Source organism: Clostridium aceticum (assembly GCF_001042715.1).
GTDB lineage: Bacteria > Bacillota > Clostridia > Peptostreptococcales > Natronincolaceae > Andreesenella > Andreesenella acetica.
The window spans coordinates 2091853-2105747 of sequence record NZ_CP009687.1; the positions used below are offsets into that span (position 1 = coordinate 2091853).

Here is a 13895-nt window from a genome sequence, read left to right on the forward strand (position 1 = left end):
ATCACGACACCCCCACCCTATTTACTATACGATCTATGATCTTTTCTAATGGAACTATTTCATCTACTATCCCTGCCTTCACTGCACTTTTAGGCATTCCATAGATAACACAACTTTCTTCATCTTGAGCGATAATATGTGCTAATTTTTTTGACTTAAGCTCTTTTAGCCCATTTGAACCATCGGAGCCCATTCCTGTCATAATTACACCTATGATATTCATATCTTTTAAGGTGGTTTTTGCTAATGACTGAAACAATACATCCGCAGCTGGTCTATGTCCTGATACTGGTTGTTCCTGAGATAAGCTAACCAGAAGTTGACCTGTGCTGTTTTTCTTTACTTTTAAATGATGACTTCCAGGAGCAATATATACATGGGATGGAAGAATTTCTTCTTCATCTTCTGCTTCTTTTACAGTAACAGATGAAATACCATTCAGTCTGTCTGCTAAAGATTTGGTAAAGCCTGCTGGCATATGTTGAACGATTAAGAAACTTCCAGGAAAGTTTTTAGGAATTTGAGGAATAATACTTTGTAAAGCTCTTGGTCCACCAGTAGACGTCCCCATAGCTATAATGTTTTTAGTTTTTAAACTATGCATAAAATCTTTAGTTATTACTTTGGGTTTTTCTACATCAACTTTGCTAAAACACTTATGTTCGTCAACTACTTTTGCCTTATAGGCAGCTTTAATTTTTTCTATCATTTCTATTTTTAGATTTTCTCCATTGAAACTAAATAGGCTTGATGGTTTCTGGATAAAATCAACTGCCCCCAAGGCTAGTGCGTTCATAGTAGCTTCAGCACCCTGATGCGTCAAGCTGCTTAACATAACTACTGATACTGGATGTTCACGCATGATAAGCTTCAGTGTTTCTAAACCATCCATGATTGGCATTTCTATATCCAGGGTAACTACATCTGGCCTTAGTTCTATAATGGTATCTATTGCTTGTTTACCATTTTTAGCTACACCTATTACTTGGATTTCATGATCACTTTGCAAAACATCGGTTATAATCTTTCTCATAAAAGGTGAATCATCTACTACAACTGTCTTTATTTTTTTTCCTATCGAAGACATATTATATCAATCCTTTTTGTAAAAGTTCCCTCTGTTTTCTAAATATAAAAGAGATAATATCATTCCTTGTGCTGTCTGCTATATCAATATAACCTATAGCTAATTCATACTCATTGGTAGTAGGGTTTTTTACTGTCCTTATTATTTCACCCACTATAGTAACCGTCTGATTTTTCTCTAAATTAATAGTACACTCAACTTTTTGTTCTTCATGAAAAACTTTTTTTGAAACAACTTTTATTCCTCCACCACTGATGTCTTTAGTAAAAGCTTCTACTGCCTCTGTTTCACCGATACCTTTAATAAGTACCTTTGTTAAAATTTTCAGCCTATAATAATATCGTCTTTGTGTTTTTTCAGGAGAACTTATAGGCTTAATAACATATATAGGCAATTGCACATCTATTTTTTGTGTTATTTCTCCTTTAAAACTATAAATACCTTTTTCATCTTGAAGAAAGAAGATCATAATTTTTTGACCCACTTGCAAAGGATACTTCATTCCTTGTTTTATAGGACTAGAAATATATATTGCATCATCCTTCATATCGATGAGTTGACTTACTATAGGTTTTGAAATAGCACTGTTTTCTCTGCTTCTGATAGGCTCAATTTCCAATTTGTCACCTATTTTAAGTGTCTTTGATAAATTCATTCACACATCTCCCTACCTGAGTAAGTTAAGTATTTTGCTAAAAAAACTATCTGACTTCAAAGTATTTTTTTCTTCTATACTATGATTCATTAGCTTCAATGCTATTGTTTCTATACCTTTACTGACTGCACTGCCAGGATACTGCAAAATAAATGGTTTTTGTAATTTAACAGCTCTGCTAACACTATAGTCATCTACGATAAAACCTAATTTTTCAATTTCTATATCTAAAAATTTCTCTGCGGCGTTTTTTAGCTTCTCAAAAGCTACGGTGCCTTCATTTATACTTTCAACGCGATTAATAACAGCTTTAATATTTTTGTTTTTATCTTGAAGTCCTATGGTTTTTATCATAGCATAGGCATCTGTTAAAGATGTAGGTTCTGATGTAGTAACAACAATCACTTCCTCAGCAGCTAAAACAAATGAAACTACAGACTTAGATAATCCAGCACCAGTATCAATCAGAATGATATCCGCAAAGTCATTAATTTTATTAAATTGGTGAATTAATATATTTAAGTGTTCTTCTGACAAGTCTACTAAATCCAATATTCCTGAACCGCCAGAAATAATTTTAATTCCATTAGGACCGGTATTCATAATGTCTGTAATATTCTTATTGTTTTTTACAACATCCAGTAAAGTAAATTTAGGTATCACACCCAACATCACATCAACATTTGCTAAACCAAGATCCGCATCTATGATAGCAACCCGCTTATTTTGCTTGGATAAAGCTATCGCTAAATTTACAGTGAAGTTTGTTTTTCCAACGCCACCTTTCCCGCTGGTTATACAAATTACTCTAGCATGCTTTTGACTTTCTTCATTATGTTGTATCGAAGAATTGGAAATAACATTCTTTTTTTTAATTAACTCTCTTAATTTTGTGGCCTGGTCCATCATTCAGCGGCCTCCTTCGTTAGAAGGCTAACGACTTTTTCAACACTTACTTCTTCAATATCGTCAGGAACACTTTGCCCTGTTGTCATATAGGAAATAGGTCTTTGTGTTTCTTTTGCGGTATTTATAATTGTACCAAAAGCAGTAGCTTCATCGACTTTTGTAAAAATGATATTATAGTTTTTTAAAAATTTATAAGTATGAACTATTTCCTTAATATCACTATCTTTAGATGTACAACTTATTACAAGATAAGTTTCTTTTTCTTGAACTTCATTTAATAGAGTTTTTAGTTCCATTACTTGCTGAGTATTTTTATGACTTCTACCAGCAGTATCTATCATAATAATATCTCGATCCTTTAAATCTTCTATTGCTCTATGTATCTCTTCTGAATGATAAATTACCCTTAAAGGTATATTAAGGATATCGCTGTAGACCTTCAACTGCTCAACTGCTGCAATTCTATAGGTGTCAGCACTGATCAAACCCACAGTCTTTCCCTCATTTAAAGTATAATGAGCTGCTAGCTTCGCTATGGTAGTTGTTTTTCCTACACCCGTAGGTCCTACAAAGAATTTTGTTTTAACATTATGCCCTAGTTGCTGTGGTACTACATATTTCATAATAACTTCTTTTATTTGTTCTTCAATAAATTCTCTGTTTTGTCTATTGCTATCCACTAATCCTTGCATTGTGATATACTTATTAAGAATTTCTTCTACCAGGGACTCATCAAGCCCCTGATTCTTTAGGTTATAAAACAACTTGGAAACATCTTGGTCCTGTAAACTTTTCAAAAGAATTGGTAAGTCTTGTTGATTCATTCGAGAAACAACTGTTTGTAACATATCTTTTATTTGTTCCATTTCCTTTGAAATATTTTTGCTCACTTCTTCCTTTTCTTTATTTTTTTTAGGTTTTTTATCTAAATCTTTTTTAGCCTCAAGAAAATGATTGAAACTACTAGGTGCATAAGAAGAAACTTCTTCTCTAGCCGCTACCACCTCGATAATAGGTTTTTTAAAAATCCCGAAAAGCCCCTTCGGTTTTACTTTTTTTTGATATAAAATAACTGCATCAGGACCTAACTCGTTTTTTACCTTTAGTAATGCCTCCTGATTATTACTGGCAGAAAATTTTTTTACCTTCATTTATATACTCACCGCCCCTACTGAATGAATTTCTACAGAAGGATCTACTTCATTATAAGATAGCACGATTAAATCTGAAGTAAGCTGCTCAGACAATCTCTTAAAATAGAGTCTTACAATAGGAGCTGTTACAATAATAGGGTGTTCTCCTGTAGAAATTAGCTTTTGTATTTGTTGAGAAAGGCTGTTTATTATTCTTTGTATCACATCAGGGTCCATAGAAATATAAGTACCCCCTTCTGTCTGCTGTATAGAGTCCATTATTTTTTGCTCTAGTTCTTTTGTAACTGTAATCACCTTAGCAGGGTGAGATACAATAAATTGTTTTGTAATAGCCCTCCCTAAAGATTGTCTCACATATTCTGTAAGCATATCAGTATCTCTTGTGATGGTAGCATAATCAGCCAAAGTTTCTAAAATCGTCACCATATTTCTAATGGATACCCCTTCTTTAAGCAAATTACCCAGCACTTTTTGTATTTCCCCTAACCCTAATTGATTGGGGATCAGTTCTTCAACTAAAACTGGATGATTTTCTTTGACATTGTCAATCAGTTTTTTAACATCCTGCCTACCTAGTAGTTCGAAGGAATGTTTCTTTATAATCTCCGTTAGATGTGTAGCAATAATAGATGGAGGATCTACAACTGTATAACCTAATATTTCTGCTTTTTCACGCTCCTGTTCATTGATCCACTTAGCAGGAAGTCCAAAGGCAGGCTCTATCGTATCAATACCTTCTATTTCTTCATCGATCATACCAGGGTTCATAGCCAAGTAATGATCAAATATAATTTCGCCAACAGCCATTTCAATCCCTTTTATTTTGATAATATACTGATTCGGTTCTAACTGAATATTATCTCTCAACCTTATCATAGGAACAATAATCCCCAATTCTAAAGCACATTGTCTTCTAATCATGACCAACCTATCAAATAAGTCTCCCCCCTGACTAGCATCTGCTAAGGGAAGAATACCATAACCAAATTCTAATTCTATCGGGTCCACATTTAAAAGTGGTAAGACATTTTCTGGCTTTCTTTTTTCTTCTACTGATTCCTCTACTTCATCAGGGATTTCTTCACCTTCTTCTATTGATGCATTTTTCTTCAAAGTTAAACCTAGAAAAAGAAACACAGCCGATAGTGACATAAAAGGTATAACCGGCAATCCTGTAAAACTAAAAAGTAACAAAACTCCCGAAATAATAAACATAATCTTTGACTTATTAAAAAGCTGCTTAATTAAGTCAGTACCTAAACTTCCCTCTGATGCCGCTCTTGTAACTACAATACCAGTAGCAGTAGATATTAAAAGAGCAGGAATTTGACTTACTAGTCCATCACCAACTGTTAATAATGTATATTTTTGTATGGCACCCCCAAAGTCTAAACCCTGCATAGATACCCCAATGATAAAGCCGGCCACAATATTAATGATGGTTATGATAATTCCAGCTATAGCATCACCTTTAACAAATTTGCTGGCTCCATCCATAGCTCCATAAAAGTCTGCTTCCCTTTGAATCTTTGTTCTCCTTTGCCTAGCTTCACTATCATCAATAAGTCCAGCATTTAAATCAGCATCTATTGCCATTTGCTTTCCTGGCATCGCGTCTAGAGTAAATCTTGCAGCCACCTCAGCTACCCTTTCAGAACCCTTCGTAATAACTAAAAATTGTATGATAACAATGATGAGGAATACAATAAACCCTACAATTGCATTTCCTCCCATAACAAAGTCCCCAAAGGTAGTGATAACATCTCCTGCAGTACCTCTTGATAATATATATCTAGTAGTGGTAATATTTAAAGCCAGCCGAAATAAGGTAGTAATCAACAAGATGGATGGAAATATAGAAAATTGCAAAGCTTCTTCATTATACATAGCGATTAATAAAATCAATAGTGCTAAGGATATATTAAAACTCAATAATACATCAACAGCGCCTAGAGGGATAGGAATAATGATAATAACGACAATGGCAATTATTGCTAATGCTACTAGAATATCTCCGTTTTTCAAATGTGTCCCTCCTTAGGTTCTATTGTTCATCTGATATACATAAGCTAATATCTCTGCTACTGCTTGATATAACTCTGGTGGTACAAACTCACCAATTTCAACTGTATCATACAGTGTTCTAGCCAGTGGCTTATTTTCAACAATAGGTAAGTTGTTTTCAGTAGCAATTTTTTTAATATTTTGAGCGATCAAATCCTGCCCCTTGGCTAAAACCCTCGGAGCCTCGAATTGCTTAGGATCATACTGTATAGCAACTGCAAAATGCGTTGGGTTCGTAACAATTACATCAGCTTTCGGCACTTCCTGCATCATTCTCCCCATAGCAATCTGTCGTTGCTTTTCTTTAATCTTTGACTTAATTTGTGGATTACCTTCTGTTTGTTTATATTCTTCTTTAATTTCTTGTTTAGACATTTTAAGATTTTTATCATAGTCATATTTCTGATAGTAATAATCTAACACCGCAATTACCAGTAAAACAATAGCGGCTCTTAAACCAATATTGATGGTTATATGAATCAAAGTTTCTACAATAACGCCAACATCCACCAGCATCATATTAAAAATAGTACTTAGTTGATTTACAGCATAGCGGTAGACGATATATCCAATAAAAATGATTTTAATGAAGGATTTAACTAATTCTACAAGGGATTTCATAGAAAACATCCGCTTAAAACCTTCTATAGGATTTAGTTTGCTAAACTTCACCGCCAAGGTTTTTGTAGTAAACAAATAACCCACCTGCATATAGCCACAAATCACTCCAATCAGCAAACACACAATAGCAATAGGTATACTGATCTTCAAAATATTATAAAGTGTAATTAAAGTTAGTCGATTGATGTTTTTTATAGAAAATAAATAATCTAAGTTTAAGTATTGATCATACACATAGATGGCAAACTCCTTCATCGATGCCCCTATATAACTTGACAATAATTTTAGTGTTAAAAAAGCTCCCAATAAAACCAACGCAGAGTTTACTTCTTTACTTTGTAATACTTGTCCTTTTTCTCTTGATTCTTTTACCTTTTTAGGAGTTGCTTTTTCTGTCTTTTCTTCTGTAAATAACTGTAGATTAATATGAAATTTCATAAACTCATCCTCTAGATATGATATCAATAAAAGCCCTTAGGCTGTAGAACATGCTGTCAAATAGTTTTTCTGAAAAAGGTACAACAAATTGCAAAGTAATTAAAACTGTTAATAAACCAACCATAACTTTTAAAGGCATTCCTACAATAAAAACATTCATTTGAGGCATTGTTCTAGCTAGAATTCCTAATAACACATTGGCAAGAAAAATCATAGCTAGAACTGGTGCACTAAACCTAAAGGCTAACATAAATACCTCTGTCATAATAGATGTCAATGCATAAAGCCCTTCTTCCCCTACGGTAAAGGTAACTCCTACCGGCAGCATATCATAACTGTACACTAAGGCACGTATAAGATAATGATGTCCGTCAAAGAGCAAGAATAGTAGAGTAAAAAGAATATTATAGTAATTTCCCATGATTGGTATTTGTGTATTGGTTTGAGGATCTAGTACATTCACCATACTGAAACCCATCTGAGTATCAATAATGGTCCCCGCTAGATATAAAGTACTGAAATATAAAAAACCTATAAACCCAATGATAACCCCTATCAAAAACTCATTGGCAGTACTAATAGCTAGCTCTACAAAGTTATTATGGTGAAGAGATGATGTCGTTGCAAGAATTGGTAACAATATAAATGCTATTAAAAGAGAGATTCCAATCTTCATCATCATTGGTAAATTATTTCTTCCAAATACAGGTGCTATTACAAAAATTCCAGTAACTCTTATTAAAATCAGTATTAATAAATCTATATTCAACAAAAGAAGATCATAAATATTATCCACAAGTTATCACTCTTTACTGTATAAAGTTGCTCATATTTGTATATAATGTTACTGTAAAATTAATAATTGTCGAAAGCAGCCATGGTCCAAAAATCACAACAGATCCTAAAACAGCGATGATTTTAGGAATAAAAGCTAGTGTAGCTTCCTGTATTTGTGTTGTGGCTTGAAAAATACTTACTGCTAAACCTATAATAAGACCTATGCCCAGCATTGGAGCTGACATTAGCAAAATAGTAAACATTGTCTGTTGTCCAAGTTCGATAACCATTGCTTCATTCATATTGTCACCTCTATCTAAAACTTGTTATTAAGGAACGTATTAGTATGTTCCAACCATCTACCATAATAAACAATAATAGTTTAAATGGCAAAGAAATCATAGCTGGAGGCAACATCATCATTCCCATAGACATCAAGGTACTTGCCACCACCATATCAATTACAATAAAGGGAATAAACAAAACAAATCCTAGTTGAAATGCAGTTTTTAACTCACTTATAATAAAAGCAGGTATCAAAACTGTATTGGTAATTTCACTAATTTCTACGGGACCATCTATATTGGCTATTTCTGCAAACAGAGCCAAATCTTTTTCCCTGGTTTGTCTTAGCATAAACTCCCTGATCGGTTCCATGGCAGTAGTCCAAGCCTCTGTCTGACCTATTTCCTCTTGCAGATAAGGCTGTAATGCATTTTGGTTGATTTCGGATGCAATGGGTGCCATAGTAAAAAAAGTTAAAAATAGAGTTAATCCAATCAGCACTTGGGTAGGAGGTGTTTGTTGTGTGGCTAAGGCATTTCTTAAGAAGGATAATACAATGATAATTCTAGTAAAACTAGTCATCATTATGAGTATTGCTGGAGCAAGAGATAAAATTGTTAGCAAAAACAAAATTTGAATACTTGCTACTACTTCTTGAGGGTTTTCTGCCTCTTCCATCGTTAGTCCTATCCTTGGTATCGGTAAATCAGGTTGAGCATCTACACGTATCGTACTGATTATCAAAAAAACAAGTAATATCATCATGCAAAGTATGAACTTTTTATTATTGCTATATTGTTTCGTCCCTATATTTGTTTTCATTAGTTTCTACTTTCTATCACCTTTTTTATTGTTTCTTTCCACCATCACTGCAAGTTTTTCTTTGATTTTTCCCGTAAAATAGCTGGGACTTTTTAAAAACTGTATATTATTTTGCGGAGTCTGATTTTGCGATTTTTTAAAAACATTCCATTCTTCAATACTTAGAATGTCTAAGACTTCTACACTTTTATTATACAAAACTAAAATATAAACCTTGTCTATAACTTGAACAATTGTCAAACTTAAATTTGTAGATAAAATTGTACGTTCTAGCACTTTAGCTGTCCGTCCCTCAAAGTACAAACTAGACTTTTTACCAATAAAAGCAGTTGTATAGTAGGCAAGAAAAATCACAAAAACAGCTATGGTACTTATGGCAAAAAAAGTATAAATAGTGTTGATCATTATATCTCCTAACTAAGGTTGAATAATATTAACCAATAACTTTTTTTACGGCTTCAATAACACGGTCAGCTTGAAAAGGCTTAACAATAAAGTCTTTTGCCCCTGCTTGAATAGCTTCAATAACCATAGCTTGTTGACCCATGGCTGAACACATGATAATTTTGGCATTACTATCTATCTTTTTTATTTCTTTTACTGCTTGAATACCATCCATTTCTGGCATGGTGATATCCATAATCGTTAGTTGTGGTTGTAATTCTTTATATTTCTCAACCGCCTTTTGTCCATTTTCAGCCTCACCAATGACCTCAAATCCATTTTTTGTAAGCACATCTTTCACCATCATTCTCATAAATGCAGCATCATCAACTATTAAAATACCATTAGACATATCCTTTTCCTCCTTGATCATCTTTAAATACTTGTTTAGCATATACAAATATTATTAAACGTTACTTTCATTTTATATTAATATTACTACTGTGACAATCTAATTTACTCATATACTATTAGAAATTTTTATACATCTATATTTTATCGAAACGCTTATTGGGATGAACAATGTCAGTTATTCTTATCCCATAGTTTTCATCAATCACTACAACCTCTCCTTTTGCAACATATTGACCATTTACCAATATATCTAAAGGTTCCCCTACTAATTTATCCAGTTCTATAATCGTTCCTGGACCAAACTCCAGTACTTCATTAATTCTTTTCGTAGTTCTCCCAAGTTCAACAGTAACTTGAAGGGGAACATCTTGAATTAAAGCAATATTCTCAGGTATTCCTTTGTGAGATACTTGATCAAAGGCTTGAAAAGTAACAGGTTGAACATTTACTTTGTTGTCTTGCTGTGGTCTTGTACTCTCTTGTTGCACGCTATTGTTTAGTGCCATATTAGAGGTTTGTTCATTACTTTTCATTTGTAAAGAGTCATTGCTAGGAACTGTGTGGTATGGTTCCTCTGTTGGAGCAAGCTCTTGCATACTCGTACTATTGCTAGATGGCATAAGAATATCAATCATTTCTTTTGCAAAGTCTAAGGGAATTAACTGCATGATTTCACTATCAATCAAACCTTCAATTTCCATTTTAAAAGCAATTTTTATAACGCTTTCTTTTTGTTCGCTAAGAATACTATTAATATCATTTGACTGAAAATCCAGTTCAAAAGCCCTTGGAGGATGTATATCTATTTTTTTAGCAAACATCTCTGAAAGAGAGGTGGAAGAAGATCCTACCATTTGATTCATGGCTTCTCCAATAGCACTTAGGTGCAGTTCTGACAAAGGATCTTCAGTAACTGTACCACTTCCCCCCATCATCAAATCAGTAATTATTTTCACATCATCTGTTTTTATTATTAAAAGATTGGTTCCCTCAATGCCTTCTTTGTACCTAACATCTACTGCTACAAAAGGTATAGTATATTGTTGAGCAAGTTCCTCCATTGTTATAACAGAAACCTTTGGGGTTGTAATAACTACTTTATGTCCTAATAGAGTAGATAAAGTTGTAGCAGCAGTTCCCATACTAATATTACCGATTTCTCCAATTGCATCTTTCTCCATATCTGTAAAAATAGATACAGTATCTTCCATTGAATCCACTGAACTAATATCACTGCCACTAAGGAGAGCATCAATTTCTTCTTGAGATAACATATCACTCATCTAGTTCATCTCCTCCCTTATCAATTTTTGTTACTTTCATCGCTATCTTGTTTTTTATCGTCCCTGGTATACCTAAATATTTTCGTTTATCTCCTACTAGGATTTCTGCCTCTTCATTTGCTAATTGATCCAAAACAATTACGTCCCCAATTTGTAACTCTAAAAAATCTTTTACTGTTATGAAGGTGGACCCTAATCTAGCAGTTACATGTATCTTACTTTTTTCAACACGTTTTTTTAGTGATTGTTTATCCTCCTCTGTAACAGCTTTACTCACACTAGAAAACCAAAATTTTGTACTTAGTTTTGCTAAAATAGGTTCTATAACGATATGAGGTATACATAGATTCAACATGCCTACAACGTCTCCGATTGCTATATTTAGTGTTATTAGCGCAACTGTTTCATTTGGAGAAACGATTTGAGCAAACTGAGAATTTGTTTCTATTTTTTCTAAAGATGGCTGCAATTCTATAACATTTTCCCATGGATCAATCATTAAGTCTATTACTTGCCTCATAAATTTCTTAATAAGGGTAATTTCTATTTCAGTAAAAGTACGACTTTCTTCATAACTTTTACCACTTCCACCTAAAATTCTATCTATAAGAGTAAAGGCAATAGATGATGAAAGATCAACAATGATTTGTCCAGTTAAAGGATGAAAATTTACAATGGATAGCACCGCAGGGTTAACGATAGAGTTACTAAATTCGTAGTAAGACAATTCTTCCACGGAAGAAACTTCTGTGTTAACATAACTCCTTAAATACCCTGATAAAAATGTATTTAAAGTTCTAGAAAAGTTTTCATGAATGATTTGTAAAGTCCGTAGCTGATCCTTAGCTAGTTTTTTAGGACTCTTAAAATCATAAGTTTTTGCTTTTCTTTCCTGTTTTTCCTCCTTAATTTCCTCTGCATCTAGTTCACCACTATTTAAAGCTAGAAGAAGAGCATCTATTTCATTTTGAGATAAAACATCTGACACAAAATCACCTCCTATTGAACAATATAGTCAGTAAAGTACAGATTGGTGATTTTATCGGATGCCATTACCTGTCCTATTACCTGCAACAACTCTTCCCGTAGTTGCTGTTGACCTTCAGGACTCAAAATATCCTCTGGTTTTTTTGCAATGATAGTTTCAATAATACTATCTCTTAATTCAGCATTTTTTTCATCAAATTTGGGTAATAGTTTTCTATCGGTTGTTTCAATAACAATCTCACCTTTAAAAAAACTTCGTTGATGGCTTAAATTTGCTGAAAAAGACCCCATATAAAACTCATAGGTTTTTATATTGGTAGTCGTTTCCTGTGTTGTTCTAAAAAAAGCAAAATATGCTATCGTACCAAAAAAAATCCCAGATAGTATAAAACCAATTACTGAATATAGCACTATTTTTTTTACATTCATACTGTATACCCCCAGTTTATAGGTTGTAGGGTGCAGAAGTAGTTAATTCAGACCTTAAAATCACAATGTCCACCCGTCTATTTTTTGCCTTGTTTTCTTGTGTATCATTTAAAGCTACCGGTTGATATTCTCCATATCCTGAAGCTGAAAATCTAGCTGGTTGCAAACCTATATCTTCTATAAGTAATCTCACTACATTTGCAGCTCTTGCCACCGATAACTCCCAGTTTGTTTCGTATTTAGCATTAGGTCTCAGTGGATCTGTATCTGTATGACCTTCTACGTTAACAAACTTTTCCTCAAACTCGGGTTCTTCTAAAAATTCTGCTATAGCAGCAAGAATTTCCTTTGAATCCTCTTTAATAATAGCTTTTCCTGAATCAAATAACACATTATCCTGGAAGCGCAATACCAATCCTCTTGTTTCCATTGTAACTAATACATTACCTTCTAATTCTCTGTTTTCCAAAAACTCCTGTAATCGTTCCTGAAGCTTTCTAAAGTCCTCCAGTTCTTCTATTTGCTTTGTAGTCAATTCATCATCGTAAGCACTGAAGATGTAGTCACTAGATTCTATTGTTTTACCAGCATCTAAAACCCCTAGGGACCCCTGAAAGGATTGAATAATTGCTTCAAATTTTTGGACATCAATTTCAGAAAAGGCAAATAACAATATAAAGAAACACAATAGTAATGTTACCATATCACCGTAAGTGGTCATCCACTCTGGCGAACCCTTTGGAGCACTGTCTTCACTACGACTTTTTCTTGCCATTAGGCCTCCACACCTTCCTCTTTTTGTTGCAATTCTTTCCTAATTTTAGGTGGTAAAAAGGCTTTTAATTTTTCTTCAATGATTCTAGGGTTTTCTCCAGCCTGAATAGATAGCAACCCTTCAACCATAATTTCTTTTCTTAAAATTTCTTCTTTACTTCTAAGTTTCAATTTGTTTGCTAAAGGTATAAATATTAAGTTTGCTAATAAAGAACCATAAAAAGTTGTAATCAGTGCCACCGCCATACTGGGGCCTATGGTACTGGGATCATCTAAGGTTCTAAGCATGTTGATTAACCCTATCAATGTTCCAATCATACCAAAAGCAGGAGCCAGGGAACCCATTGTCTCTAGTATACCTTGACCTTCCTTGTGTCTTTCCTCTACGAAGACTAACTCTGTTTCCAATAAATTCCTTACCAATTCTGGGTCAGTTCCGTCTACAATTAACATAACACCTTTTCGTAAGAACTCATCTCCTACTCCCTCTGCCGCTTCTTCTAAAGCCAACAGTCCTTCTTTCCTAGCAGTATTAGCTAATCCGTTAATACTATCAATAATTTCCCTAGGTTCTACAACTTCCTTAGAAAATGCCTTGGATGTTATTTTCATTGCTTCCAATACCTTCGCTAAAGGGTAAGCAACAAAGGTAGCAGATATGGTCCCTCCTATTACAATTAAAAGCGATTCAACATTAAGATAGGTTATGACGCTTCCGCCTCCCATAATACCCATAAAAACAAATATTAACCCTACAATTATTCCAGCAATCGTTGCTAAATCCAAATCTACACCTCTTTTCTTTTACCTAA

16 protein-coding genes are annotated in these 13895 nt (G+C 33.7%); all 16 read right to left on the reverse strand.

The window, feature by feature from the left end:
* Window position 1 precedes the first annotated feature (1 nt).
* The 16 genes from CACET_RS09825 to CACET_RS09900 all read right to left on the reverse strand — a co-directional run bounded on the left by CACET_RS09825 (window position 2) and on the right by CACET_RS09900 (window position 13869).
* Window positions 2-1087: a protein-glutamate methylesterase/protein-glutamine glutaminase gene (locus tag CACET_RS09825; RefSeq protein WP_044825926.1), complete on the reverse strand. Its 1086-nt coding sequence runs from the start codon at window positions 1085-1087 to the stop codon at window positions 2-4.
* 1 nt (window position 1088) lies between these two features.
* Complete coding sequence (locus tag CACET_RS09830; protein WP_044825927.1) at window positions 1089-1742, reverse strand: flagellar brake protein; 654 nt, start codon at window positions 1740-1742, stop codon at window positions 1089-1091.
* Window positions 1743-1754: 12 nt separating this feature from the next.
* Window positions 1755-2651, reverse strand: a complete 897-nt coding sequence (locus CACET_RS09835) for a MinD/ParA family protein (protein WP_044825928.1) — start codon at window positions 2649-2651, stop codon at window positions 1755-1757.
* Window positions 2648-3802: a flagellar biosynthesis GTPase FlhF gene (gene flhF / locus CACET_RS09840; protein ID WP_044825929.1), complete on the reverse strand. Its 1155-nt coding sequence runs from the start codon at window positions 3800-3802 to the stop codon at window positions 2648-2650. Before flhF ends, CACET_RS09835 begins: the two co-directional genes overlap by 4 nt.
* Window positions 3803-5830 (reverse strand): flagellar biosynthesis protein FlhA, encoded by a 2028-nt coding sequence (gene flhA, locus CACET_RS09845; protein ID WP_044825930.1) that lies wholly within the window; start codon window positions 5828-5830, stop codon window positions 3803-3805.
* 12 nt (window positions 5831-5842) lie between these two features.
* Entirely contained in the window at window positions 5843-6928 is a 1086-nt protein-coding gene (gene flhB / locus CACET_RS09850; protein ID WP_052661527.1) for a flagellar biosynthesis protein FlhB, read from the reverse strand.
* Window positions 6929-6932: 4 nt separating this feature from the next.
* Window positions 6933-7724: a flagellar biosynthetic protein FliR gene (gene fliR, locus CACET_RS09855; RefSeq protein ID WP_044825932.1), complete on the reverse strand. Its 792-nt coding sequence runs from the start codon at window positions 7722-7724 to the stop codon at window positions 6933-6935.
* Between the two features lie 13 nt (window positions 7725-7737).
* On the reverse strand, window positions 7738-8007 hold the full coding sequence (fliQ, locus tag CACET_RS09860) for a flagellar biosynthesis protein FliQ (RefSeq protein WP_044825933.1): 270 nt from the start codon (window positions 8005-8007) through the stop codon (window positions 7738-7740).
* A 10-nt stretch (window positions 8008-8017) separates the two neighbouring features.
* Window positions 8018-8812, reverse strand: a complete 795-nt coding sequence (gene fliP, locus CACET_RS09865; RefSeq protein WP_082058285.1) for a flagellar type III secretion system pore protein FliP — start codon at window positions 8810-8812, stop codon at window positions 8018-8020.
* 6 nt (window positions 8813-8818) lie between these two features.
* Window positions 8819-9217: a hypothetical protein gene (locus CACET_RS09870; protein ID WP_044825934.1), complete on the reverse strand. Its 399-nt coding sequence runs from the start codon at window positions 9215-9217 to the stop codon at window positions 8819-8821.
* 28 nt (window positions 9218-9245) lie between these two features.
* Window positions 9246-9608: a response regulator gene (locus CACET_RS09875; RefSeq protein ID WP_044825935.1), complete on the reverse strand. Its 363-nt coding sequence runs from the start codon at window positions 9606-9608 to the stop codon at window positions 9246-9248.
* Window positions 9609-9744: 136 nt separating this feature from the next.
* Complete coding sequence (gene fliY, locus CACET_RS09880) at window positions 9745-10893, reverse strand: flagellar motor switch phosphatase FliY (RefSeq protein WP_044825936.1); 1149 nt, start codon at window positions 10891-10893, stop codon at window positions 9745-9747.
* Window positions 10886-11881, reverse strand: a complete 996-nt coding sequence (gene fliM, locus CACET_RS09885) for a flagellar motor switch protein FliM (protein WP_044825937.1) — start codon at window positions 11879-11881, stop codon at window positions 10886-10888. The genes fliY and fliM overlap by 8 nt, the downstream gene beginning before the upstream one ends.
* Window positions 11882-11892: 11 nt before the next feature.
* Complete coding sequence (locus tag CACET_RS09890) at window positions 11893-12309, reverse strand: flagellar basal body-associated FliL family protein (protein WP_044825938.1); 417 nt, start codon at window positions 12307-12309, stop codon at window positions 11893-11895.
* Window positions 12310-12325: 16 nt separating this feature from the next.
* A complete protein-coding gene (locus CACET_RS09895) occupies window positions 12326-13084 on the reverse strand; it encodes an OmpA/MotB family protein (protein WP_044825939.1) in 759 nt (252 codons plus the stop codon).
* A complete protein-coding gene (locus CACET_RS09900) occupies window positions 13084-13869 on the reverse strand; it encodes a motility protein A (protein WP_044825940.1) in 786 nt (261 codons plus the stop codon). Before CACET_RS09900 ends, CACET_RS09895 begins: the two co-directional genes overlap by 1 nt.
* Between the last annotated feature and the right edge of the window lie 26 nt (window positions 13870-13895).